This window comes from Desulfoscipio geothermicus DSM 3669 (assembly GCF_900115975.1).
GTDB lineage: Bacteria > Bacillota > Desulfotomaculia > Desulfotomaculales > Desulfallaceae > Desulfoscipio > Desulfoscipio geothermicus.
Map to the genome: position 1 here is coordinate 1 of NZ_FOYM01000038.1, position 24,940 is coordinate 24,940.

General features: G+C 49.0%; 23 protein-coding genes, 1 rRNA gene and 2 pseudogenes. 16 read left to right on the top strand and 10 right to left on the bottom strand.

Features of this window, described 5'->3' with window-relative positions; translation table 11 throughout:
- Positions 1-76 precede the first annotated feature (76 nt).
- Positions 77-190, top strand: a 5S ribosomal RNA gene (gene rrf / locus BM299_RS16865).
- Between the two features lie 98 nt (positions 191-288).
- Here the strand turns inward: rrf and BM299_RS16870 are convergent.
- From BM299_RS16870 to BM299_RS16880, 3 genes are all read right to left on the bottom strand, one after another.
- On the bottom strand, positions 289-1,068 hold the full coding sequence (locus BM299_RS16870; RefSeq protein ID WP_092487188.1) for an ABC transporter permease: 780 nt from the start codon (positions 1,066-1,068) through the stop codon (positions 289-291).
- On the bottom strand, positions 1,065-1,982 hold the full coding sequence (locus BM299_RS16875) for an ABC transporter ATP-binding protein (protein WP_245779836.1): 918 nt from the start codon (positions 1,980-1,982) through the stop codon (positions 1,065-1,067). Before BM299_RS16875 ends, BM299_RS16870 begins: the two co-directional genes overlap by 4 nt.
- Positions 1,983-2,064: 82 nt before the next feature.
- Positions 2,065-2,856, bottom strand: a complete 792-nt coding sequence (locus BM299_RS16880) for a MerR family transcriptional regulator (protein ID WP_092487191.1) — start codon at positions 2,854-2,856, stop codon at positions 2,065-2,067.
- A gap of 224 nt (positions 2,857-3,080) precedes the next feature.
- Here BM299_RS16880 and BM299_RS16885 point away from each other — a divergent pair, with 224 nt between their 5' ends.
- Complete coding sequence (locus BM299_RS16885) at positions 3,081-4,280, top strand: DNA polymerase IV (RefSeq protein ID WP_092487194.1); 1,200 nt, start codon at positions 3,081-3,083, stop codon at positions 4,278-4,280.
- Between the two features lie 44 nt (positions 4,281-4,324).
- Here BM299_RS16885 and BM299_RS16890 read toward each other — a convergent pair whose 3' ends face one another.
- Complete coding sequence (locus BM299_RS16890) at positions 4,325-4,504, bottom strand: hypothetical protein (protein WP_092487196.1); 180 nt, start codon at positions 4,502-4,504, stop codon at positions 4,325-4,327.
- A 322-nt stretch (positions 4,505-4,826) separates the two neighbouring features.
- Between BM299_RS16890 and BM299_RS16895 the strand changes: the two genes are divergently transcribed.
- The 3 genes from BM299_RS16895 (at position 4,827) to BM299_RS16905 (ending at position 6,331) form a co-directional block, all read left to right on the top strand.
- Entirely contained in the window at positions 4,827-5,438 is a 612-nt protein-coding gene (locus tag BM299_RS16895) for an FmdE family protein (RefSeq protein ID WP_092487265.1), read from the top strand.
- Between the two features lie 134 nt (positions 5,439-5,572).
- Complete coding sequence (locus BM299_RS16900) at positions 5,573-5,749, top strand: hypothetical protein (protein ID WP_165608403.1); 177 nt, start codon at positions 5,573-5,575, stop codon at positions 5,747-5,749.
- A gap of 63 nt (positions 5,750-5,812) precedes the next feature.
- Entirely contained in the window at positions 5,813-6,331 is a 519-nt protein-coding gene (locus BM299_RS16905; RefSeq protein ID WP_092487202.1) for a Na/Pi cotransporter family protein, read from the top strand.
- Here BM299_RS16905 and BM299_RS16910 read toward each other — a convergent pair.
- Positions 6,332-6,685: pseudogene (locus tag BM299_RS16910) on the bottom strand ([FeFe] hydrogenase H-cluster radical SAM maturase HydG); the annotation flags it as partial.
- Positions 6,686-6,717: 32 nt separating this feature from the next.
- Here BM299_RS16910 and BM299_RS16915 point away from each other — a divergent pair.
- The 9 genes and pseudogenes from BM299_RS16915 to BM299_RS16955 all read left to right on the top strand — a co-directional run.
- Positions 6,718-6,991 (top strand): annotated as a pseudogene (locus BM299_RS16915) (P-II family nitrogen regulator); the annotation flags it as partial.
- A gap of 367 nt (positions 6,992-7,358) precedes the next feature.
- Positions 7,359-9,845: a (2S)-3-sulfopropanediol dehydratase gene (gene hpsG / locus BM299_RS16920; protein ID WP_092487204.1), complete on the top strand. Its 2,487-nt coding sequence runs from the start codon at positions 7,359-7,361 to the stop codon at positions 9,843-9,845.
- Between the two features lie 92 nt (positions 9,846-9,937).
- The gene (locus BM299_RS16925; RefSeq protein WP_092487207.1) at positions 9,938-10,888 is read left to right on the top strand and encodes a glycyl-radical enzyme activating protein; all 951 of its coding nucleotides are present in this window, start codon (positions 9,938-9,940) and stop codon (positions 10,886-10,888) included.
- 55 nt (positions 10,889-10,943) lie between these two features.
- On the top strand, positions 10,944-11,945 hold the full coding sequence (locus tag BM299_RS16930) for an arsenic resistance protein (protein WP_092487210.1): 1,002 nt from the start codon (positions 10,944-10,946) through the stop codon (positions 11,943-11,945).
- 125 nt (positions 11,946-12,070) lie between these two features.
- Positions 12,071-12,403 (top strand): DUF3870 domain-containing protein, encoded by a 333-nt coding sequence (locus BM299_RS16935; RefSeq protein ID WP_165608404.1) that lies wholly within the window; start codon positions 12,071-12,073, stop codon positions 12,401-12,403.
- Positions 12,404-12,581: 178 nt separating this feature from the next.
- Positions 12,582-13,535, top strand: coding sequence for an NAD(P)-dependent oxidoreductase (locus BM299_RS16940; RefSeq protein WP_281246389.1), 954 nt, complete (start codon positions 12,582-12,584; stop codon positions 13,533-13,535).
- A gap of 15 nt (positions 13,536-13,550) precedes the next feature.
- Positions 13,551-14,450 carry an NAD(P)-dependent oxidoreductase gene (locus BM299_RS16945; protein ID WP_092487219.1) on the top strand — a complete coding sequence of 300 codons (900 nt, stop codon included), beginning with the start codon at positions 13,551-13,553 and terminating at the stop codon, positions 14,448-14,450.
- A gap of 104 nt (positions 14,451-14,554) precedes the next feature.
- A complete protein-coding gene (locus BM299_RS16950) occupies positions 14,555-15,583 on the top strand; it encodes a TAXI family TRAP transporter solute-binding subunit (RefSeq protein WP_092487222.1) in 1,029 nt (342 codons plus the stop codon).
- Between the two features lie 88 nt (positions 15,584-15,671).
- Positions 15,672-17,603, top strand: a complete 1,932-nt coding sequence (locus BM299_RS16955; protein ID WP_092487225.1) for a TRAP transporter permease — start codon at positions 15,672-15,674, stop codon at positions 17,601-17,603.
- A gap of 239 nt (positions 17,604-17,842) precedes the next feature.
- Here the strand turns inward: BM299_RS16955 and hydG are convergent, their stop codons facing one another.
- The 5 genes from hydG to BM299_RS16980 form a co-directional block, all read right to left on the bottom strand.
- Positions 17,843-19,261: a [FeFe] hydrogenase H-cluster radical SAM maturase HydG gene (gene hydG / locus BM299_RS16960; RefSeq protein WP_092487228.1), complete on the bottom strand. Its 1,419-nt coding sequence runs from the start codon at positions 19,259-19,261 to the stop codon at positions 17,843-17,845.
- A gap of 6 nt (positions 19,262-19,267) precedes the next feature.
- On the bottom strand, positions 19,268-20,317 hold the full coding sequence (gene hydE, locus BM299_RS16965) for a [FeFe] hydrogenase H-cluster radical SAM maturase HydE (protein WP_092487231.1): 1,050 nt from the start codon (positions 20,315-20,317) through the stop codon (positions 19,268-19,270).
- Between the two features lie 2 nt (positions 20,318-20,319).
- Entirely contained in the window at positions 20,320-21,546 is a 1,227-nt protein-coding gene (gene hydF, locus BM299_RS16970; RefSeq protein WP_207545225.1) for a [FeFe] hydrogenase H-cluster maturation GTPase HydF, read from the bottom strand.
- Between the two features lies 1 nt (position 21,547).
- Entirely contained in the window at positions 21,548-22,996 is a 1,449-nt protein-coding gene (locus BM299_RS16975) for an aspartate ammonia-lyase (RefSeq protein ID WP_092487237.1), read from the bottom strand.
- A 77-nt stretch (positions 22,997-23,073) separates the two neighbouring features.
- On the bottom strand, positions 23,074-23,325 hold the full coding sequence (locus tag BM299_RS16980; protein WP_092487239.1) for a TM1266 family iron-only hydrogenase system putative regulator: 252 nt from the start codon (positions 23,323-23,325) through the stop codon (positions 23,074-23,076).
- Between the two features lie 484 nt (positions 23,326-23,809).
- Between BM299_RS16980 and tatA the strand changes: the two genes are divergently transcribed.
- Positions 23,810-24,040, top strand: coding sequence for a twin-arginine translocase TatA/TatE family subunit (gene tatA / locus BM299_RS16985; RefSeq protein ID WP_092487242.1), 231 nt, complete (start codon positions 23,810-23,812; stop codon positions 24,038-24,040).
- Between the two features lie 65 nt (positions 24,041-24,105).
- Entirely contained in the window at positions 24,106-24,894 is a 789-nt protein-coding gene (gene tatC, locus BM299_RS16990) for a twin-arginine translocase subunit TatC (RefSeq protein ID WP_207545226.1), read from the top strand.
- The last annotated feature ends 46 nt before the right edge of the window (positions 24,895-24,940 follow it).

A 24,940-nucleotide genomic window follows, 5' to 3' on the forward strand; every position in this document is an offset into this window, starting at 1 on the left:
CCATACTGCCATCGAGAATACCTGTGCCGAAAAGCAAGCTGTGCAGTTTTGAGGGAATAAAACAACCGAAAAGTTTTCCGGTAACCATAGCGGAGAGGATACACCCGTTCCCATCCCGAACACGGCAGTTAAGCTCTCCAGCGCCGATGGTACTGGGGTTCGCCCCCGGGAGAGTAGGTCGTTGCCGGAATTAAGTTTAAAGCCTCAGGGGTTTGTGTTAATAACCCTGAGGCTTTTTCGCGCGACAAAGGAGAACCGTCCCTTTGTCGCATTCTCAAGAGAAAACACTTACTTTATTACCAGGCGCCGCATCAAGTGAATGGCGATGGGCGTCAGTACGAGCGCCACAACCACCAGCCACGCGAAATCAAAGATTAAGTTCGTTCCCACGTTACCAAGCACGAGACCGCGGGTCAGGTTCACCACGTGATACAGCGGGCTGGCCCAAGCCAGTGCTTGGACTATGGCCGGCAAGCCGCTCAAGGGGAAAAATACACCGGAGAACAGGAACAGCGGCGTGATGACCAGGGAAAAGTAGTAATTGAAACTGTCGATATTCGGCACCAGCCCAATCCAGATCATGGACAGCGCCGCAAACAGCATGCCGTTCACCAGCAGGACTACGGGCACCAGCAGCGCCCAGGGTGAAGCAACCAATCCCAGCGCAAAGATAACGGCCAGGATCACGGAACCGTAAAGGAAACTCTTGAAAGATCCCCACAGGATTTCGCCCAGCGATACTTCGTCCATACTCACCGGGGTGGCCACCATGGCCTGGAAAGTTTTTTGAAATTCCATGCGAATGAAGGTGCCGTATGTGCATTCGTAGGCGCTGGAAAACATGGCCGACGAAGCGATCAGCGCGGGTGCGATGAACTGGATGAAGGTTAGGCCCTCGATTTCCTGCACGTACACGCCCAGGCCGTAGCCCAGCGCTGCCAGGTAGAGCAGTGGCTCAAAGAAATTAAACGACAGGCTGACTTTCCAGTTCCGGCGGTAAACGGTCAGGTGACGCTGGAAGACTTTAAAGACTCGGGGAGAGATGTCCATGCGCAGGAAGTTGATCATTCCGTAAGCCCCCTTCCGGTAAGTTTGAGAAAGACGTCTTCCAGTGTGGCCGGGCGCAGCAGGTAATGATCGAATTGGTGCGGCAATTCCTGTAGCCGGGAAAGGAGTTCTCTCCCGCTCACCGGGTACAACATCAGGTTGTTTTCTTCCATCAGGTGGCCCCTGATTTTGTTGTGGAACTGTTCAAGCAGGTCATCCGCGGCAGAGGTCGCCCCGCCCACCTCCAGCACTTCGGCGCCTATATGCTTTTCAACCAGGTAACCCGGGGCACCCTCGTCCAGGATATCCCCGTGATCCATAATGATCAGCCGGTCACAAAGCTGTGCGGCTTCCTCCAGGTAATGGGTGGTTAGAATAATGGTGCCCCGGTTGCGCAGCTGGCGGATACGCTGCCAGACTATATGCCTGGCCTGGGGATCCAGTCCCGTGGTCGGCTCGTCCAGGATAACGATTTCCGGGTCGTTGATCAGCGCCCTGGCGATGGTCAGGCGGCGCTTCATGCCGCCGGAAAGATGGTCCACCTTGGCGTCGTGCTTGTCGGACAGGCCGAAGAAGTCCAGCAGTTCCAGTGCCCTTTTCCGGGCTTCGCGTTCGGGAATGTTGAAAAAGCTGGCGTAGACAATAAGGTTTTGCAGCACCTTCAGGTCAAGATCCAGGTTGTTTTCCTGGGACACGATACCCAGCCGGGCCTTTATTTCCCTGGCATGACTGGTTACGTCCAGCCCCAGCACATGTAATTCTCCCGCGGTGATGGGCGAGAAACCGAACAGCATCTTTACGGTCGATGTCTTGCCTGCCCCGTTCGGGCCCAAGATACCGAAACATTCCTGGCGGCGGACGGAAAAGCTGATGCCGTTTACGGCCCGCATGCCGTTATACTCTTTAACCAGGTTTTTTGCGGTGATAACCTCCAACAGACTCGTCTCCTTGTTAATTAGTATAGCGCAAGAGTACGAATATATATAAAACAAGTCCTTTGAATATGTCTTTTTGTAGTCAGGCTACAGGAATGATAATCTCGGTTACTAACTGGTCCGGTGGGGTGACTTGCGGGTCGTTGCAGGAAACCTCGCGGTAGGGTGTCAAAGCCCGGTAACCGTTTTGGTTAATCCAGTCAAAAACCGCTTGGTAAGCGCCCTCGAGACCGTCATAGGGGCCTACATGCATTGTAACCGCTGCTTTTACCGCCGCCAGTGTGCCGGTCGCTAGAGCGTCGTCGTTAACCGGCCAGGCCACTTCCACATCCACTTGAGCAGGGTTGAATTCATCATCGTAATAAAGAACAATGGGCGCTCCGGAGCATATGCCGCCTCGGGAGTTTATTTCCTCCAAGACGGACCGGATCAGGGTTGGTAATTCATTGGGGAAAGATGTGAGCACCTCCCGTCTGGATCGAACCTTGATAGCCGGTATATCTCGTAAACGGACATCGTATTGTTTTTTTTCGGACACTTCGATCTCCTCCAAAGATTTTTTCCACCAGGCCAGCTTTGATAATCTACTACTACAAAGATCCAATTCCTGCAACAGGTGTCGGCGGTGCTCTTCCATTAATTGTGGCAAATCAGCCTGCTTGCCATCAATGATCTTTTTGACTGTTTTAAGCGGGATCCCAAGTTCCTTGAGAAACACGATTTGCTTTAAACGGGGCACCTGTTCACTGGTGTAATAGCGATACTGGTTACCTGTTTCGTCCCTGATGGGAACAAGCAAGCCCAGTTTTTCATAATGCCGCAGGGTCTTGGTGGTGACCTGACATATTTTTGAGAATTGGCCGATGGTAAACATAATTATTATCTCCTTTGCACCGGTGCAACTCCAATATAATGGTTTCCCCCGGGGTAAGGTCAATAGGTCCAAGATATTTTTTCATAAAAATTTTAGTTGTCCAACGTCATAGCTATTTACCGGAGACATATTTTTTATGTCTTTTTTTGCCAGCTCCGCCTTGTTGACCATAAATGCATTTATAATTATAATAAAAAAAACAAACAAATGTTTGGTGAGTATTCATGCAGCGTGTTATTTTGCTGGCCGATATGAATAGTTTTTTTGCCAGTTGCCATCAGGCCGTTCATCCGGAGTTGAAAGACAAAGAAGTTATTGTGGCCGGCGACCCCAAGAAAAGGACCGGCATTGTGCTGGCGGCATCCTATCCGGCCAAGGCGCTGGGTATAAAAACCGGCATGCCGGTGTGGGAGGCCAAACAGCTGTGCCCGCATGGACATTATTTTAAACCGGAATACCGGCTTTACGTGGATTTCTCTACCAGGGTTTTAAAAATAATGCGTGACATTACCGACCTGGTGGAACCCTTTTCCATAGATGAAGCGTTTGCCGATCTCAGCGGTGTGCTGCACCTGTGGGGTGCGCCGCGGGATATAGCGGTTATATTAAAGGAACGCATCCAAACAGAAGTTGGCGTATTATGCAGTGTGGGCATCGGGCCCAATAAATTAATCGCCAAGATGGCGGCCGGTGTGCAAAAGCCGAACGGGCTTACCATATTGGAAAATACAGATGATTTTAAGCGGGTCTTTTGGCCGAGACCGGTAAGGGATTTGTTCGGTATCGGACCAAGGTATGAAAGACATCTCCGGTATTTCAACATACATACAATCGGGGATCTGGCGCAGTTTCCCCGGGAGATATTAAAAAAACGGTGGGGCAAGAACGGGGAAATGCTCTGGCTTTGCGCCAACGGCATTGATTACAGCCCGGTGGTGCCCACTACCCTGGATGTTTCCAAAAGTATCGGCCAGCAGAGGACCCTTCCCCGGGACCTGCGGGGTTTTGATAATATCAAAGTGGTTATGCTGGAGCTGAGCGAAATGGTGGCCCGGCGGGTGCGCCGGGGCGGCTATGTGGGGCGTACCGTAACCTTGACGCTACGGGATACTCAGATGCGTTTTTTTTCCAGTTCCCATAGCATGTTTGACTATACGGACCTGGGCGATGAAATTTTTCGCACGGCGTGCGCCATTTTATACAAGCATTGGGACGAGTCCTGGCCGGTAAGACTTGTCGGTATTACCCTGGGCAATTTAATAAAGCGGGAGCGTTTTCAGTACGATATGTTCGGCGATCGCGAGCGGCAGACCCGGTTGGCCCGGGCCTGTGACAGGATAAAAGATCGTTTTGGAGAAAAAGCGATCATGCGGGGTGTGTCGTTGACAAAGGCGAGTATCAATAATGCCCATAGTAGAGAATAGTTAACTGTAAACTAGGTGGTAAAAAATACCGTAACGTAACAATGCTACTTTTGGGGACCTCTTTTTTTTAGAACGCCTCCTGCGCCAATTAGAATTAATGCTAAAATAGTTGTAAATGGCAATAATGGGCTGTTATTGGCAATAAAACCAAAAGCCAAACCAACGCCACCCAAGAAAAAAACTGTAACACCCAGTGTTAAAATTAGGTCTGCAAATTTGTACATGATAAAATATTCACCCTTATAAAATAAAATGGTATATAATAAAACCGATTTTCTTTTTATGTAAGGATAATAACCAAAATAACTAATGTTGTAAACTAAGATAGGTCGAAATGACTATTGACAAAATATTTAAAACCCTTTAGCATTAAGGATAGGTTTGCTGGCAAGAAGCTGGTTTTAGTCGTTACGTTTTCGGTCAATTTTTACAATATTAAAAGGTTTTTTATATTAGGCCATGAAGGCTTGTCTCAGGGAGGGACACTTTATGGCTTTTTGTGTTTTAAGTATAATCTACAATAATAGAAAAAAAGAGGTGTATCTCATGTGCATGGAAAAGACCCCCTGGGAAAAAGCTGTCGAGTTTCACGGGCATGCCTGTCCCGGCCTGGCTATCGGATACCGGGCGGCCGAAATAGCTTTAAAACGCCTGAGTGAAAAACGTTCCCCGGACGAAGAACTGGTGGCGGTGGTGGAGAACGACGCCTGCGGCGTAGATGCCGTCATGTTGCTTTCCGGTTGTACTTTGGGCAAAGGCAACCTGATCTACCGAGATCTGGGCAAGCAGGTATATACCTTCGGCAGCCGTGACGGCAACCGGGCGCTGCGGGTTTCGGTGAACGGTGCCATATTGCACCGGCCCAACCCTGAATTGGCGGAATTACGTAAAAAGGTTTTCGGCGGCACTGCCACCGAGGAAGAAAAGACTGAATTTCAAAAGGTCCAGGCCCGGCGTATCGAGGAAATTCTGCATATGCCCGAAGAACAGTTTTGCAAGGTGGAGAAAATTGACTTCAAAATGCCCTCCAAGGCGCGTATTTTCCCGTCTGTGCAATGTTCCCGCTGCGGGGAATACGTCATGGAGCCCCGGGCGCGGGTGCGTGACGGGCAATTTGTCTGCCTGGACTGCTTTGAAGACTACACGCGGGGCTGGTAAAGATTAATACTAAACCCCTGAAACCTTAAAACATTTGTATAATGGATTTAGCCATGGAGGCTGTCGCTGGATGGAAAGGCGTGGCTTGCATGGCTTTTGTTTTAATTTGTGAAAAAATATCCCCCGGGGGAGTCATGAGTTTTATATTTGATATCCCGGTATGGAAGGACACCGACGGCTTTGTGCCGGCCCTGGCGGAAAAATGGGACTATAACCGGGAAGACAATACATATACTTTTAACCTGCGCTGGGACACTACCTGGCACGACATGGCGATAAGACGCCGTTCACCTCTTACATCCGGCGGTTAACTGTTTTTATGTTGCTTCCGCCCGGGCAGTTCATATATTGTAAAAAGAAAGGGGGTTGATCTTATGATTGAGTCCCGCAAGGTTATTGATAGGTTTGGCAAGATGTTCGAGGCGGTTTTAACCGGTTTCCAAACCCACAATACGCAACTGCTGCATGAGGCCGGAAAAGACAGTATTATTTTGGGACAGGAAATTTTACAGATAAGAGACGCTTACTATATAGAAAATCTCGAGGCTGCCAGAAAGAGTTTTAATAAGCTGACTGCAGCGGTGGAAGAAAAGGTTGCTCACAAGGTTTTGTTCAGTGAAACTGCGGTGAAAGAGCTGCGCTTCTTGTTTGAAGGTTTTTCCGCTTACCTTTGCAATATCAATGATTTTTTGATTACCAAAAACGAAGTTCTCCGGCAGCACATCAAAGAAGAGACGGCAAATTATACCAAGTGCTGCCGGGACTTCGCCACCAAGCACGAGGAAAGGTTGATCAAAGGAGTTTGCCAGCCCAGGTCGTCCAGCATATATTTGAATATGCTGGATGGAATAGGGGGCATGTTCTACAACCTGGGGCAACTGGCGGACAAATAGTTAAAAATATAGATCTCGCTGGCCCTGTTCGATTAACTGCAGGCGTTCCTCGGTCAAACGCCGTATTTGGGGGTTGCTGATTTGCTCCAGGTGGGCCTGGATGGTCCTGGCACCCGTTTCCCGGGTGGCGGGTGAGGCATAATCCTCGAGAAATTCCTTAAACGTCAGTATGGCGTTGGGTTGGCAGACATTTTGAATTTGCCCGCTTTTGGCCAGGGGCATGAAGCGGTCGCCGGTGCGCCCGCTGCGGTAGCAGGCCGTGCAGAAACTGGGAATGTAGCCCGAAAGACACACGCTGCGCAGCATTTCATCGGGGCTCCGGTGGTCTTCAACCTGGAATTGGGGCGCTTCGTCACCAGTGCCGGCGGACTTTTTCTCCTATTCCATTTGGCATCCATGGCATGATGGTATCCCAGGTGATGGGCTGCGGCCTGCAAAAAGGCAGGAAAGAAATCTACCGGGGGACGGAGTACAACATCAAAACTGTTGCCCAAGGTGAAAATAGAAATAGTTGTAGCGGATAAGTATGCCGAAGAGATTATAAATATAATCACCAGGGTGGCCAGGACCGGGGAAATAGGTGACGGGAAGATATTCATTCACCGCATCGAAGACGTCATTCGCATCCGCACCGGCGAAAAAGGGGAAAGCGCTTTATAAACAGTATGCATGGAGAACAATAAAAGTATATTGTCATAAAATAATAACTTAATCACTTGACATATTATTGCTACAGAATATATATTTATACTAAGATATATATAAAATAATAAAGATTCGTTTAGTGAGGATAAGCTTTATCTGGGAAACCTACTGACATTGAGCTTTAAACTTGGTGTCTTTAAAATAGGTTAAAAGCCCAGTATGTCGATTATTTGACATACTGGGCTTTCTGTATTTTGGGTGTTTATTTCAATAAATAAGTTGGAGGTGTACAAATCTAAAGCTAGCTTCATTGGAGTTACTATTGATTCAGGTCACCAATAATTAAGTAACAAAATTTTGGATAAGAAAGAGAGGGATTAACATGGAAGCTGCGGCGAAAGTGCTTACACCGCAAGAGGAGAGAATAATTAAGGGACTGGATAAGGAAGAGCTGACAACCGAAGAGGCGAAAAATAAAAGGCAAAGAGTAAATAAGTTATTGGCTAGATTTAGGAAAGTACCGCGTGTAGATATTCAGAGAGCCCTTCTGTTTACCGAGTCATTTCAAGAAACAGAGAGTTTACCGGTGGTGCTCAGGTGGGCCAAGGCTATGGAAAATGTACTTAATAAAATTGAAGTTGTTATAAATGACGATGAGTTAATTGTTGGTACTTGTGGCGGGACAGGGAGACATAGTATTTTATACCCCGAGCTCAGGGGTTGCTGGCTGGAGGAAGGATTACAAAGGCTTAAAGAGCAAGGCGCTTATCTTGTATCAGACGAGGATATTAAAACAGTTAAGGAAAAAATTGTGCCGTACTGGCGCGGCAAGACAGCGCACGAGACATATATAAGCCTGCTGCCAGAGGAAACACGGTATTTGATTTATGGTGACGACAATTACGGCGCATCGGGTTTGATGCAGGATAATGCAAATATAAATGCCACGCTGAACTGGGCGGTGGATTATCAAAAGGTCTTGGAAAAAGGTTTTCTTGGTATCAAAAAAGACGCGGAAGAAAAATTAAATTCGCTGGATGTTGTTGACCCGCAAAATCATATTCAAAAAACACCTTTTTTGAAGGCCGTTATTATTGTATGTGACGCAATGATCGCTTTTGCCAAAAGATATGCGGAACTGGCCAGGGAAATGGCCCGGAATGAAAAAGATAAAATCAGAAAGAAAGAACTTGAGCGGATAGCCGAGGTGTGTGAATGGGTTCCAGCCAATCCCGCCAGAACATTCCACGAGGCGGTGCAGTCGCAGTGGTTTACCCAGCTCGGTTGCAGGCTGGAGCAGCCAACAACAGGAGTTATATCCAATGGTAGGATTGACCAGTACCTTTATCCTTATTACAAAAAAGACCTGGAGGAAGGGCGTATAAACGAAGATTCCGCGCTGGAGTTGCTTGAATGCCTCTGGTTGAAAATAGCTGATTTTGTACCACTAAATGCAACCAACGCGAAATCTTTCTGGGAAGGATATGCCCACTTTGAGCAGACCGTTATTGGCGGACAGACAAGGGATGGCCAAGATGCCACCAATGAGTTGTCATATTTGATATTAAAATCCAAAAAAGAATTCCCGCTGCATTATCCTGATCTATCTGTCAGAATACATTCTCAAACCCCGGAGCCGTTTTTACGTGAAGTATGCGAGTTGATCAGGGAAGGAACAGGTTTTCCGAAGCTTCTGAACGACGAGGAAATCATACCGCACTTGCTGGCCCAGGGGGCGACGCTGGAGGACGCCAGAGACTATACCGGTTGCGCGTGCACGGAAATCAGGATGATCAACACCAGCACCTATATGGTTGTTGGTGGAAATATCAACCTGCCCGCGGCGCTGGAGATGGCGTTAAACGACGGTGTGCTTAAACTGAAAGGTAATAAACAACGGCTTGGTGTGACCACCGGGGATGCAAGAAACTTTGCCACCTTTGATGAATTGATGAACGCATTCCGGCTGCAGGTAGAATATCTGGTAAGGCATTTCTATATCAGACAAACTGCCTTAGAGATGACAAATGCAATGAAATTGGCCGCACCGCTCATGTCCAGTTTGCACGATGTTTGTATGAATGAACTCACCGATATTCACCAACCCCTCAAAGGTGGGGTGTCCGCAGATACAGGCAATATTAACCTCAATGGCTTTGGTACTGCTGTGGAGTCTCTGGCAGCCATTAAGAAACTTGTATATGATGATAAAAAAATTACGATGAATGAATTGCTGGAAGCGCTCGAAGCCAACTTCGAAGGGAAAGAAGCACTGCGGCAGATGCTACTGAATGCACCAAAATACGGTAATAACGCCCCCTATGCGGATCAAATTGCCCGGGAAGTTGATGCCATGCTTCTTACAACTGCAAGAAAGTTTAAAACCCCAAACGGCCATCAATATATAAAGTTTGTGCCGGTAACTTCGCATGTCGGTTTGGGCGTGGTTATGGGGGCCACTCCTAATGGCCGAAAAGCCGGTGAACCATTATCGGAGGGTATATCACCAACCCAAGGTGTTGACATGAAGGGGCCGCTATCTACTCTTCTATCGATTGACAGGGCAAAAAGCAGAAAATATGCCAACAGCCTTGCCAGGCTACTGAATATAAAACTCAGCCCTCAAGTTGTGGCCGGGGAAAAAGGACTGCAGGATCTTATGTCCATGGTAAGGACATTTTGTGATCTAAAGCTGTGGCACCTGCAATTCAATATTTTAAACAGTGATATTTTAAGGGATGCGCAGAAAAATCCTGAAAAGTACCGCAATCTAATAGTAAGGGTGGCCGGATACAGTGCTTACTTTGTAGACCTCAGCCCGCAGTTGCAGAATGAAATTATTAATAGAACCGAGCATCAACATATGTAGCCAATTCGCATTTTGCATAAAACTTATGCTCTCCGCTGTTTTAAAAAAGCAGCGGAGAGCAATTTGTTATTTCAAAAAAAGGGGAGTTGTGAATGGATAATGATACAGGGAGTGTCAATCATAAGTTGGGCCGCGTGTTTAATATCCAAAAGTTTTCCGTTCATGACGGGCCGGGCATTCGGGATGTAGTGTTTATGAAAGGATGCCCGTTGCGGTGTCTATGGTGCTGCAATCCGGAATCGCAAAATACATTTCCAGAAATAGGTTATATCCAAAATAAGTGCATAGGTATACAAGAATGTGGGTATTGCATTAAGGCATGTCCTAAAAAAGCCATTACGAACTCCACGGTCGAAACGCCAAAAATCGATATTGACAGGCGGTTGTGTGATCATTGCGGCAAGTGTGTTGACGTTTGCCCGGCCAGGGCGATTACGTTATTTGGTCAGATGATGTCCGTGGAAGACGTGATTAAAGAGGTTCAAGGTGGCAATGCTTCCTGGAGAACCGGCGGAGGAATTACGGTAAGTGGTGGAGAGTTGCTGTTGCAAGCGGACTTTGTTCACGATTTGTTGAAAGAGTGCAAAAAACGCGGCATCGACACGGCTATAGAAACCAGCGGGTATGGTGATTGGAGGGAATTAGAAAGAATTTGCCGGCATTGCAACTTGATTTTTTACGATGTTAAGTGCATGGATTCAGATAAACATAAAGCGTTTACGGGAGTTAACAACGAGGTAATCTTGGATAACATTTTGAAAGTAGCCAGTCAATTTCCCGAGACGCCGGTAATTGTGAGAACCCCTGTAATACCTGAATTCAATGATTCCTGGAAAGATATAAAAGCTATTGTGGAATTTATCACCCAACTCCAAAACCTGACAGAGTATGAACTGATGGCTTATCACGCTTTCGGTGAACCCAAGTACAGGCAATTAGGAAGAAAATATCGATTAGAACGCGTTAAACCACCGAAAAAGGAATATATCTCCGATTTACAGCAAAGAGCAAATGCTATTTTAAAGAAAAAAAGTTATAAATAATTTGTAACATACGTGAGAACTGGGATAACAATTCCAAAACGGGAGGATTGTGTAGATGAGGGTGGCAAACTTTATTAATAAACACTTAATTGCTCTTTTAATGGGAGTAATTTGTTTGGGGCTGTTTTTAGGATATCTATACCCGGAAAGTGGGAAACGTTTGGAAATTTTTTACCCTTTAACACTTTTTATTATGCTTTTTCCGATGATGGTTACGATTAAAATTAGCGAAGTTGTCAAGGCGTCTAAACGACTGGGTTTTATGACAGTGGTAACGTTTTTAAACTATATTGTTTCCCCTCTCCTGGCGGCGCTTTTAGGGTATATCTTTTTATCCGGTTATCCCGATTTTGCCATAGGGCTAATTATTAACGGAACGGTTCCTTGCGGGGGCATGATTGTGGCCTGGACCGCAATGTCCAGGGGCAATACACCCTTAACCCTGGTTATTGTGGTAATCAGCCTCCTGGCCGGTATTTTATTGATTCCGTTTTGGATTTGGGCTTTGGCGGGCAAGTATGTGCCCGTCGATCCATGGAATATGTTGCATACCATTTTTTATACTATTGTAGTGCCTTTGTTTCTAGGAAATATAACAAGAATAGGGATAATAAGAAAATGGGGTCGGGAAAAATTCGATGAATTAAAATCAGTATTTTCGGCAGTTTCGGCTTTAGGCTTTTTTGCGGTTTTCTTTATCGCCATGATGTCTCAATCGGAGGTATTGTTAAAAAACCCGCAATATTTGGGTATTGTTACCTTACCATTAATAGTCTTCTATGTTCTTCTTCTTGGTGCAACTATCCTCTACGCCTGGTTCGCTCGAATCAATTATCCGGACATGGTATCCCTTTTTTATGGGGTTAACGCTAAAAATGCCTCTATTGCGTTAGCGCTGGCCGTTGTTTTCTTTTCACCTTTAACGGTGCTGATTCTTGCAGTTAAACCGGTAGTTCAAGTAATATTTCTGACAGTTTTTTATAAAAGTTCACATTATTTACAGAAATACTGGGTTAAAATTACCGACTTGAGTAGTAGTAAGTGCGTTAAAACCTAAATTTTGTAGAAGACATCTTTTACTTGTGTACAAGAGTCGATAAATTATTAAAATAGTGTTGAATAATTTTAAATATAATGCTAAATTATAAATATGTAAAGGAATTTTATTTTAATGGAGGCGTAATGGGCTACCTGGAAAAAAACGATTATGTTTTGGTAAGTGGCTTTGCTCAAACCCCAAAAGGGACTCCGCTCAATGAAATGTATAAGCATATCGGTGTACAGCTGTTAGTGGACAGGAAAAGCAACCGTATTATTAAATCTGATTTTAGCGTTATTTCCAGTCTTACCAAAGAGGTTCTACAAGATTTGGTTCAGGGGTACTGTATTGATGAACCTTTTGGGAATCTTGAAAATAAAATAAAAAAACATATGTCGATTCCATCTTTGGGGGCGGTTCTTCAAGCGATAAAATCCGCCATTGATCGTTATAAAGATACTTTTAAGGTTCTATAGTCTTATTGAAACATTTCACACATGCAAATATAGTAGCTGGTTACCTGTGGGTACTTGTCTAAAACATGTATCTATTAGCCGGTAATACCCAGCGCCAAAATCTACGGAACTTGTTCGGTAGATTTTTAGGTGGTGGGTATTTCTTTTTTTAGCTGCTTTTTATTAGGATACTGTTTGTATTGATGGTAACCGATTAAATTCAGAATTTTACGAAGGGGAAATAGACGTGGAAAGAATAGGTGTCATTGGTGTTGGGGTCATGGGTTCCCGCATGGTGAGGCGGTTATTGGCAAACGGCGCGGAAGTAAAAATTTATGACCTGGATCATAATAAGATGGAGCCACTTGTTCGGATGGGGGCAAAATTAGCCGTTTCACCGGCGGACGTGGCGGCAAGCAGCACATGCATAATCACTTGTGTTGCCGGAGCGGAAGCAGTAGAGGCTGTGTTAACCGGTAATAAAGGGGTTATTGATTCTATTCAGCAAGGCAGTGTGGTAGTGGAAACCACCACGTCTACCCCAACTGTCACAAGAAAAGTGGCCGCATCGTTGGAAAAAAAAGGCGCGTGCATTATTGATGCGCCCTTTTGTGGCGGGGTTAGTGCTGCCGATAAAGGTAAGTTATTATTCCTGGTTGGCGGAAAAGAAGATGTTCTTGAACGATGCCGCCCGGTCCTAAACGTTCTGGGGAAAGACACTATTCATGTGGGGGATTTGGGCTCAGGTCATGTAGCCAAAGCTGTAATTATGATGATGACGGGAGCAAATTTAATTGCCGCCGCTGAAATTATAGGACTTGGAGTCAAAGCGGGTCTTGATCGTAACAAAATATTGGATGTCATTAATGTGAGCAGTGGCGAGAGTTTTATAACTTCCAGTTATTTTACTAATTATAGTTTATTGCAAACTTACGATTCTGATTATACATTGGAAAACGTATTAAAAGAAATCCGGGTCTGTATGCAAATTGCTCATGAAATGGGGATCCCCGCCTTGGTGGGCACACGCGTTGAAGAGATTTACGCGCTGGCACACAATCAAGGGATGGGGTCGGGAGATGTTACAAAAATCGTTTCTTTTATCGAACATTTGATGGGTGTATCATCTTTGGGGCGTCAACCTGCCCGGTAAAAGGAGTGTTAAACTTTGGAACGGATCGGTTTTATCGGCCTTGGAGTAATGGGTAATTTAATGTGCCGGCGGGTGTTGTTATTGAAAAAACCTGTATCGGTCTACGATGTGGATAAAAAAGCGGTTGCCCGAATGGTGGAAGCCGGTGCGGAAGCAAGGAAATCGCCTGCAGAAGTGGCGGAATACAGCGATATTGTTCTTGCCTCATTACCGGATGATTCAGTAATAGAAAAGGTAATATTCGGGGAAAACGGTTTACTGGAAGGAATCAAGCCCGGAAATGTGTTTGTGGATTTATCCAGCTCCACCCCGGTCATGACAAAAAAAGTCGGCCAGGCTTTATTAGCCAAAGGGGCCGAGATGTTGGACGCTCCTGTAAGCCGCGGGGCACCCGCAGCAAAAGAAGGGACCCTTTCCATTATGGTGGGGGGTAAAATGGAAGTGATGGAGCGTTATCGCTTTATCCTTGAACAACTGGGAACCGATATAATTCATGTCGGGGAGTTGGGGGCTGCCCATACTCTGAAGTCATTAAATAACTTGCTCTCCGCAACTAATTTAATTGCTTCCCTGGAAGGAACTATTATTGCAGCTAAAGCAGGGGTTGACCCTTTTAAATTCATCAAAGCGGTCAATGCAGGCAGCGGGCGCAGTCACATGACAACGGTGCGGTATCCAAAATATTACCTGGCACGCAAATTTGAGTCGAACTTTACTGTGAGGCTGATGTACAAAGATTGTTCCATTGCTTTGGATCTGGCTAAGCAACTGGGAACGCCGATGCTATTCTCCAGCATCACGCAACATATTTACGCTATGGCAATTAGTCAAGGAATGGGGGGTGAAGATAATACGAAGATAATGCTGCTCTTGGAAAAGCTGATGAATTATAGCATGGGAGTTGGTGGTAATTAGAAGGAACAAGCAAAACAGTTAAAAAAGTTTAGAAGAAAAGGATCAATGATTAAGTTATACTTATTTATAGCATAATCTTAGTGCAAAAAATAGGAGGTAGTTATATGAAGAAGCATATAAAAGTTATAATATTACCGCTTCTGTTATCTTTAATCTTAGTCCTTTCCGCCTGCGGTAATTCCGGTACTAGTGATAACTCCGGCGGCACGGATTCGTCTTCCAAGCAGAATTGGCCCAAAGGGATTTCAATCTCTTCTGCACCGCTTGGAGGGACCTTCCAAGTTTATGCTACCGCCTGGGGAGACGTTATAAGTAAAAAGCTGGGTATTGCTACAAATGTCGAAGCTACTGCAGGACCAATCTCCAATATTCAGCTGGTTGATCGCGGAGACTCCGATGTGGGCATGGTTACAATGGGACCAGCATATGAAGCCTATAATGGAATCGGCTGGGCAGATAAAAAATACGAAAATATTCGTACGATTTTCCCAATGTACGTTAGTTATTTGCACTGGTTCGTGTCGCCGAGCGCAAATGCCGGCTCAGTGTATGATTTGGACGGAAAAATCATTGGTACGGGAGCAAAAGGAGGAACTCCCGATTATTACGGACAGAGATTGTTTAAAGATTTAGGAATTAATGTAAGTAGAATTGTTAACGGTTCATTTAGCGAATATTCCAATCTAATGGCAGACGGAAAAATAGATGCATTTGGTGTTTTTGCTCCCACCGGACATCCAACGGGAACAGAGGTTATTAAAACGCAAAATGCCAAAGTGATCGGTGTAGGTGAAAAATCAAAAGAATTAGCCAAACAATACGGTATTACTTCTGGAATTATTAAGGCCAACAGTTATGAAGGGCAATCGGAAGACATTGAAACTTTAACCATCTGGAGCGCTTTTATCGTTAAAAAAGATCTTCCCGAAGATTTTGTTTATGAGCTCGTAAAAACTACTTTTGAAAGTAAACCGGAATTAGCAAAGGCGGTTAAACAGGCTGAGGAATTATCCGTTGATGTCGTGCCGGAATCAATTACTACCGTTCCATTACACCCGGGGGCCATCAAGTTTTATGAGGAAAAGGGTGTTAAATTGCCAGATTCCGCTTACCCTCCGGAATATAAGAAATAAGTAAGGTTATTTTCTAGCCGGTGGAACGTTTTCACCGGCTAGAAGTAACATTTCCAAAAGGGTCACTTTTCGGAAGAGGGGGAATAGTATGGTTTCAAATAAGGATATGCGGTTGGACGATTTGGAAAAGCAACAACGAGAACTTACCGGCATATACGGAAAAATCGTCTTTGTCATCGGTGTTGTTTTTGGTATCTATCAACTTTTTATTCTTACTATCTACCCGATAGATCCGTGGGTATTCAGGGCGATTCACTTTGCGGGTGCAGGAGTAATAGCTTTTTTGACATATTCCACCTTTAAGGGGAGCGCCACTGCGCGACCGACAATCACCGACTTCGTGCTGGCGGTATTGTTGCTTTCATCGAGTGTATATGTTGCCTTTAATTACACTGAAATGCTGGATAGGGTTGGCGTTGCGCCTACCCGGTGGGATTTATTTTTTGGAGCTATTGCTCTTTTGGGGTTGCTTGAGATCACCAGAAGAACAACCGGATGGGCATTGCCTGTATTGGGAGTAATTTTTTTAGGATATGCTTATTTGGGGAACATATTTCCGGGTGACCTCTGGCACAAGGGCTACAGTTGGGACCGGATTATCAGTTACATGTTTAGTATGGATGGGATATATAATATTCCTTTAGGGGTATCTGCCAACTATGTTTTCATTTTTATCTTGTTTGGCTCTTTTCTGGAAGTATCCGGCTGCGGTAAATTTTTTATCGACTTGGCTTACTCGATTGCCGGGCGGTTTCGAGGCGGACCTGCAAAAGTATCCGTTATTTCCAGTGCCATGATGGGGTCTGTAAGTGGAAGTGCGGTTGCCAATGTTGCCAGTACCGGGGCTTTTACCATTCCGCTGATGAAGCGGGTTGGGTATAAGCCCGCGTTTGCCGGAGCCGTTGAAGCGGTAGCTTCGACGGGAGGACAAATTTTGCCGCCGGTAATGGGGGCCGGCGCTTTTATTATGGCCGATATTACCGGAATCAGCTACTCGACCATTATTATCGCAGCAATTATTCCGGCTCTTCTATATTTTTTGGCAGTAATATTTATGGTTGATTTTGAAGCTGGAAAACTTGGTCTGATGGGGCTCCCTAAAAGCGAGCTTCCCAATACTAAAAATATCCTTAAAGAACGCGGGATTTTGTTGATCCCTCTATTGGTCATGCTTTTCTCTTTGCTGGTATTGAAAAATTCACCCGTTCGGGCTGCGATCCTGTCTATCGGATCATTAATTGTTTTAAGCTGGTTCACGAAAAATAAAATTCTGTTTTCGCAGTTTTTCACGTCCGTCAGCAATGCCATGAAAAGCATGGCATCTATTGCTGCAACTACCGCTTGCGCCGGTATTATCATTGGTGTTTTTTCACTAACCGGACTTGGAGCTAAAATTGCCGCTTTTATCATAGCACTTTCCGGCGGTAATCTTGTTATTGCTTTGGTATTAGTGATGCTGCTTTGCCTCCTGTTGGGTATGGGGTTGCCCACGGTTGCGGCTTATGCCCTGGCGGCAAGTACTGTGGCGCCGGCTTTAGTTGATATGGGAGTACCTTTACTGGCTGCTCATCTCTTTATTTTTTACTATGCTTGTATCTCCACAATTACACCGCCTGTCTGTTTATCCGCTTTTGCGGGGGCGGCGATAGCCGGCGCGCCTCCGATGAGGGTCGGCTGGCTGGCGATGAAGCTTGGGATTACCTCCTTTATCATTCCGTTCATGTTTATGATGGATAAGACATTGTTGCTGCAGGGCGAGCCCGTGAACATTTTTATTGATGTGTTTACTGCTTTGATCGGGATTATTGCCCTGTCAGCAGGTGCCGAAGGTTTCCTTGTAAGAAAAATTAACTGGGTTAGCCGGACACTTTTTTTAGTATCCGCCATTCTGTTAATGGCCCCAAAAATTTGGTTGTCTGTTCCCGGTTTAATTTTGTTCCTTATCTTATGTTACTTTAACAGTATAAATCTAACAAAGGGTGTGTGTTCGCAGGTTAAAGCGGTTGAAAATTCAAATTAAAGTAATTGTTTTTCCCCTTTTTCAAACATAATACAGGCACCGGTGGTTCCCCGCAAGCGCTGTCCCGGATTTATTTTTCTGAAGCGGGGACCACCGGCTCCGTTAATTCCCGTAACTATAATTCCAAAATTACCATTGTCCCACATTGCAACGTATGGGTTTGGCGTGCTGACCCTGAGTATCTAAAGTGCAAACCCCGGGCGATGAAGCTTGGCCAGATGCCGGGTTCTTCCGGCCCTCTAGAAGTACAAATCCCTCCGCCCCTGCTCAATCAGGCGCAAACGTTCCTCGGTCAACCGGCGTATACCGGGGTTGCCGATTTCGTTAAGGTGCTCCCTGATGGCTTTTTCGCCCGCTTCCCGCGTTTCGGGCGAGGCGTAGTCCTCCAGAAATTCCTTGAAGGTGAGAATGGCGTTGGGTTGGCAGACATTTTGAATTTGCCCGCTTTTGGCCAGGGGCATGAAGCGGTCGCCGGTGCGCCCGCTGCGGTAGCAGGCCGTGCAGAAACTGGGAATGTAGCCCGAAAGACACACGCTGCGCAGTACCTCGTCGGGACTCCGGTGGTCCTCCACCTCGAATTGCGGGGCTTCGCCGCTCCCGGCGGCACAGGCGGATTTGCGCTCCTGTTCCTTTCTGTATCCGCCCACCCCGGTACAGGACCCGGCGCTGATTTGTGATATGCCCACGTTTAACAGTTCATCCCGAAATTCCGACCGCTCCCGGGTGGATAGGATCATCCCCGTGTAGGGCACGGCGAGGCGCAAGACGGCAATGATCTTTTTGAAGTCCGCGTCGCCGACCATGTAGGGGAAATTGTCGTAATCCACACCCAGCGCGGGGCGCAGCCGGGGCACGGAGATGGTATGCGGGCCTACGCCGAAGGTTTCTTCCAAATGCAGGGCGTGCATGAGCATGGCCAGCACTTCGAATTTGTAATCGTACAGGCCGAACAATACCCCCACTCCTACATCGTCTATACCGCCCTGCATGGCCCGGTCCATGGCTGTGGTGTGGTAGTCGTAATCACGCTTGGGGCCGCTGGGGTGCATGCTGGCATAGGTCTGCCGGTGGTAGGTTTCCTGGAACAGGATATAAGTGCCGATGCCGGCTTCTTTGAGCAGGCGGTAGTTTTCCACCGTGGTGGCGGCGATGTTGACGTTGATGCGCCGGATGCTGCCGTTTGCTTCCTTGACTTCGTAAATGGTTTTGATGGTTTCCAGGATATATTCTATGGGGCAGTTTTGGGGGTCCTCGCCGGCTTCCAGGGCCAGACGCTTGTGCCCCAGGGATTCCAGGATTTTTACTTCCTCTCGCAGTTCATCCATGGTCAGACGCCTTCTGGCGAACCGGTTGTCGCGCCGGTACCCGCAGTACTTGCAGTTGTTTACGCAGTAATTGCTCACGTACAGGGGGGCGAACAGCACCAGTCGCCGCCCGTAGATTTTTTCTTTGATCTCCCGCGCCACACGGTATATTTCCTCCAAAAGTACCTCGTCCTCAATGTGCAGCAGCACGGCGCATTCGTAAGGCGTCAAGCCCGAGGCCCGGCGCGCCCGTTCAATGATTCTCCGGGCCTCGCTTTTGTCTGCCCGCCCGGCTTCGGCCAACCAGGCGTGAATTTGTTCCTCATTGATAAAATCGGCCTGCATGTTAGGCATAAAAACTTACCTCCCTGTAATCTGGCAGGCGTGACCGTGGTCCTTTGCCAGCGGCCTGGCCAACTCAGCCAGTAATTTATTAATGTTTTTCAAAGTCCGGTCGGGGTGTTCTATAATGTCGGATTTTTGCGGGTAAATCAGATATTTGTCCCGCACGTGCAGCGGCGTCAGGTTGGGCATGATTACGTTGGCGCCGCTTTTCAGGGCCAATTCGCGCCCGCCGGGCGTCAGGGTAGACAAGGCGGTGGTGGCCGGCAGGTGGGCCCGGGGCAGGCACAGCCGGGCCACCGCCAGTGTCTTGAGGGTCAGCTCCAGGCCGCCCGGCGCGGCGTCCTTTAGGGGTGTGTCGTGGTGGGGCAAAAAAGGCCCGATGCCGGCCATTTCCACCTCCAGTTCCCGCATGAACAGGATATCCCCGGCCAGGGTGGTCGGGTTCTGGCCCGGCAGGCCCACCATGTTGCCCGAACCGGTCTGATAGCCCAATTCCTTCAGCCAGTGTAAACACTGCAGGCGCTCCCGCAGTCTGCTGTCGGGTTTTAAATACTGAAAAAGTTTTTCATCCACGGTTTCCTGTTTCAATAAATAGCGGTCGGCGCCGGCCTCCCGCCAGGTTTTATAGTCTGCATACCCCCGTTCACCGACCGATAGAGTAACCGCCAGGTCATATTTGTTTTTTATCCGGTCAATCAACCGGGCTATATTGGCAGCGGTGTAGTACAAGTCCTCTCCCGACTGCAGCACCACCGTGCGAAACCCCATGGCGGCCGCATTATCCACGGCTTCGATGATTTCTTGTTCCGTGAGACGGTAACGGGGCAGGGACTTGTTGTCCCGGCGCAGCCCGCAGTACAGGCAGTTTTTGCGGCAATAGTTGGAAAACTCCACTATGGCCCGCAGGTGTACTGCTTCGCCCACTCCCAATCGGCGAACACCGTTGGCGGCGGCGAATAGGGCGGGCATCTGCTCGGCGTCGGCGGACAGCAGGGTCGTGATCAGTTCTACGCCGGGTTGTTCGCCCGTTAGCAAGCTGTTCAGGGCGGCGTCCAAGGCGGGCATGATCAGATCACCTCGTTTTCGTCCAGCAGGGCCAGCACATCGGGGAAGGGTGCCAGCGCGCGCCGCAATATGCCGTGCACGTAGGCGATCAGCACCCCGTAGTTGACCATGGGCACGCCGGCGGCCTGGGCCGTCATGATGCGGCTGAGCATTTCCCGCCGGTTGGTCATACAGGCCCCGCAGTGCACGATCAGCCTGTACTGTTCCAGGTGGGCCGGCAGTTCGATCCCGCTGGACCACTCAAATTGCAGCTCGCCGCCCACGATTTGACGCAGCCAGCGGGGGATCTTCACGGTGCCGATATCGTCGGCCACCCGGTGGTGGGTACAGGCCTCGGCAATCAGCACCCTGTCGCCGGGCTGCAGGTCTTCCACGGCCACGGCGCCCGCCACCAGCGTGGCCAGGTCGCCCTTGTAGCGGGCGAATAGTATGGAAAAGGAAGTGAGCGGCACGCCGGGCGGGGTGTCGGCATCCACCTTCAAGAAAGCCTGGGAGTCAGTGATAACCAGGGCCGGAGGCTTTTGCAGGCTGTTAAAGGCGGCTTTCAGCTCCCTTTCCTTGACCACCATGGTCAGGCAGTCATGGTCCAGCATGTCGCGGATGGTCTGCACCTGGGGCAGGATCAGCCGGCCCTTGGGCGCGGCCAGGTCGATGGGCACCACCAGCAGGGCCAGTTCCCCCGGGGGCACCAGGTCCCCGGCGATGGTGGGCGCCGTCCAGTCTTTGGGGGCCAGTTGGACCATGGTCTGTTTTAATTGACTGATACCCCGGCCGGTTCGGGCGCTTACTTTTACCCAGGGGATATCCGGCAGCGGAAAATTCACCGCCGCAGTCTCCGGCAGCAGGTCGATTTTGTTTAACACCCCGACCACGGGCAGCTGCCTTTGCCCGGCGGCTTCAATCAATGTCCTTTCCACTTCGCCCGGATTTTGCTGCGGGTCCACCACCAGCAGTACCAGGTCGGCCTTGGCCAGCACGGCCAGGCTTTTGGCCACCCGCTTTTCCCCCAGTTCCCCCTCGTCGTCCAGCCCCGCCGTATCAATAAACATTACGGGCCCGATGGGCAGTATTTCCATGGCCTTGTACACCGGGTCGGTGGTGGTGCCGGCCACGGGGGAAACAATGGCCAGTTCCTGGCCGGTCAGGGCGTTAATCAGGCTGGACTTGCCGGCGTTGCGCCTTCCGAACAGGGCAATGTGCAGCCTGCCGCCCCGCGGTGTTTCATGCATTTCATTCATCTCCCCGTTTTAAGTCTTTTCCAAGCCGCCCGGCCAGCCGGCGCGCCCCGGCAATGCCGGGGCGGGTCAGTTCCCGCGGCGCAGCCAGCGCGTGCCACTCTTCCTCACTCAACAGGCCGCTTTCCAAAACTATTTCTTTAATGGTTTTATGCTGCTCCCGGGCCCGGCGGGCCAGGGCGGCGGCCTGTTCGTAACCGATATACGGCGCCAGGGCGGTGACCAGCACATGGCTTTCCTCCAGCCAGCGGCGGCAGCGCTGCTCGTTGGCGGTGATGCCTCGCACGCACTTATCGGCAAAAATCTGCGCGGTTTTGGCCAGTATTTCCAGGCCATGCAGCAAGTTATGGGCCACCAGCGGCAAAAAGGCGTTCAATTCCAACCGCCCCCCGGCGCAGGCCTGGCAAATCACCTGGTCTGCGCCCATCACCTGCCAGGCCGCCTGGGTGACCATCTCGGGAATCACCGGGTTGACCTTGCCGGGCATAATTGACGAACCCGCCTGGCGGGGCGGCAGGTTGATCTCGGCCAAACCGCCCGCCGGGCCGGCGGCCAACAGCATCAGGTCACCGGCGATTTTGGCCAGGTTTACCGCCGCGGCCTTGACCAGTCCGGACACTTCGGCAAACACGTCGGCATTCTGGGTCAGGTCCACCGGGTTTTCCGCTCGGGCCAGCCCCAGCCCGGTAATTTGTCGCAGTTCCTCCACCACCTGGTAAATGTAGCGCCGGGGGGCGTTCAGGCCGGTGCCCACGGCGGTGCCGCCCAGGTTGATCTGGCGCAGGCGTTCCTCCACTTTATACAGGCGCCACCGGTCCCGGGCGACGGCTTCGGCGTAGGCGCCGAACTCCTGGCCCAGGGTGACCGGCAGGGCGTCCTGGAGTTCGGTGCGGCCTAATTTAAGCACCCCGGCGAACTGCGCCTCCTTTTCCTGCAGGGCGCCCTGCAGCCGGGCCATGGCATCGCTAAGAGCAAGCACCAGGCGGATGGCGGCGATACGCAGCGCCGTTGGGTAGGTGTCATTGGTGGACTGGGACATGTTCACATGGTTTAGGGGGTGCACCAGGCGGTAATCACCCTTTTGACCACCCAGCAGTTCAATGGCCCGGTTGGCCAGCACTTCGTTCATGTTCATGTTGGTGGAGGTGCCGGCCCCGCCCTGCAGGGCATCCACGATAAACTGGTCGGCCAGTTGGCCCCGGGCCACTTCCCGGGCCGCCGCACTGACGGCGTCGGCGATGTTCGCCGTTAACAGGCCGGCCTGCCGGTTGGCCCGGGCCGCCGCCCACTTGACCTCCGCCAGGGCCCGCAGCAGTTCGGGATGCACCCGGCAGCCGCTGACGGCAAAGTTTTGAGCTGCCCGCAGGGTATGTACGCCGTAATAAGCCTGGGCCGGGACGGGCAGTTCGCCCAGCAGGTCTTTTTCCATCCGGTGCTCGGTCATATCTGCCACCACTCCTCCAAATCTTGTCTTCTGGTGCCGGGTTTTGAAATGTTGCGATTTGGCTTTGCTATGTACGGCTAACGGGTAACCAGGGCGCTTTTGACCCGGACGCCGCTGATGTTACCCAGTTTACCTGTTAAAGCGCCTATCTCATCGGTGCTGCCGTCCACGATCAGTGAAATAACCGACAGCCCCCGTTCCCGGTAGGGGATGCCCATGCGGCCCACTATCACTTCGCCGTGCTCGCTCAGGATAGCGTTGATTTTGGGGGCCTGTTCCCGGTTTTCAATAACGATACCGATTACGCCAATGCGCCGTTGTGTGCCCATCAGATTGTTTCTCCTTTCGATGAATTGCGAGGTCTGTATAACCAAATAAAAAGGCCTGGTTTCCGGCAAACAGGAAAACAGGCCTGGAGAAAGACAAGCGAGTAAAACCTCCCGTCCCCTTGACCGCAGTACCCGGAGTACCTGTATGCCGCAGGGTTTTTCAGTATTACCCTTCCGGTCGGGATAAGTGCCCCGGCCCGGTCAGGTCACAGCCTATTAACTTTTGTTGTGCTAAATTATATATCCCGGCCTGTCAACTGGCAAGCATTTTTTTTATACCTAAAGGTTCTAAATATTATAAACAAATAAAAAATTCCCAAATTAAGATAATTAGTTATTGATTTTTGCTTGAAAAACAAATATTATAATAAGAAAATCAAATCAATAGCAATAAATACTGCTTATCGCAATGACAGTCTTACAATAAATATTCTTTATTAAGGTCCAGTTAAGAAACTAATAAAAAAGTTAAGGGGGAGAGAGCATGTTTAACGGACTTTTTCAGCCTACGCACCTGATCCTCATTCTCGTAGTGGTCCTGATTATATTCGGCCCCGGCAAATTGCCCGATGTGGGTAAAGCGATGGGCAAGGCCATGCGGGACATGAGAAACGCCTTTTCCGACGATGAAGAGGGTAAAGAAGGCAAGGGCAAAAAGACGGAAGCGGACGGCGTTATGGCTGCCAAAGAACTTAAAAACTCCAATGTAAGCTAACAGATTCTGTTATTTGTTCACCTGGCGGCGGAAGGGGGCGGAGCAAAATTTCCAGCTACAATGAAATGACGGTAATTGAACATCTTGAGGAATTACGTAAGTTGTTGATTGTTTCCATCATATCCACTTTTGCTATGGCGGCGGTATGCTGGTTTTTTAGCGAACCGGTGCTGAAAATATTACTGGAGCCCGTGACCGGCGCGGGTCATAAGGTTATTTACATCGGTGTAACAGAAGCGATAATGACCAGGATCAAGCTGGCCTTTTTCCTGGGATTTTTGGCCTCCCTTCCGATCACCCTCTGGCAGTTCTGGGGGTTCATTATCCCCGCATTGCGTAAAATGGAGCGCATTTACTTTACTTTATTTGTTTTTGTTTCGTTCATTCTTTTTGTCGGCGGCGTGGCCTTCGGATTCATGGTGGTTTTTAAACTGTGCGTGGCATTCCTGCTGCAGCACGGGGGGGGCCAGCTTATTCCCATGCTGACCATAGGCAAGTACGTTTCCTTTACTTTGAACTTTTTGCTTCCCTTCGGGCTGATCTTTGAATTGCCTCTGGCCAGTTTTTTCCTGGCCAGGCTGGGAATTATTTCTTATCGCATTATGGTCAAGGGGCGAAAAATAGCCATTGTCACAGCGGTGGTCATTGCCTCCGCGGTGGTAAGTTCCCCGGATATATTCACCGTGCTGCTTTTTGCCGCGCCCATGTACCTCTTATACGAAATAAGCGCCACCATCGTCCGGGTTGTGGAATGGGCCATGGAGCGGAAAAGAGCGGGAAAAACTCTCAGTGTTACAGCGCCTTTAAAACGGTTGCTGCAGAGGATTAAAGACTTACGGGCCATGGCCGGGTAATATTCCGCCGTGCCGGCACGGTCCGGTATGGCAACATTGATTTTAG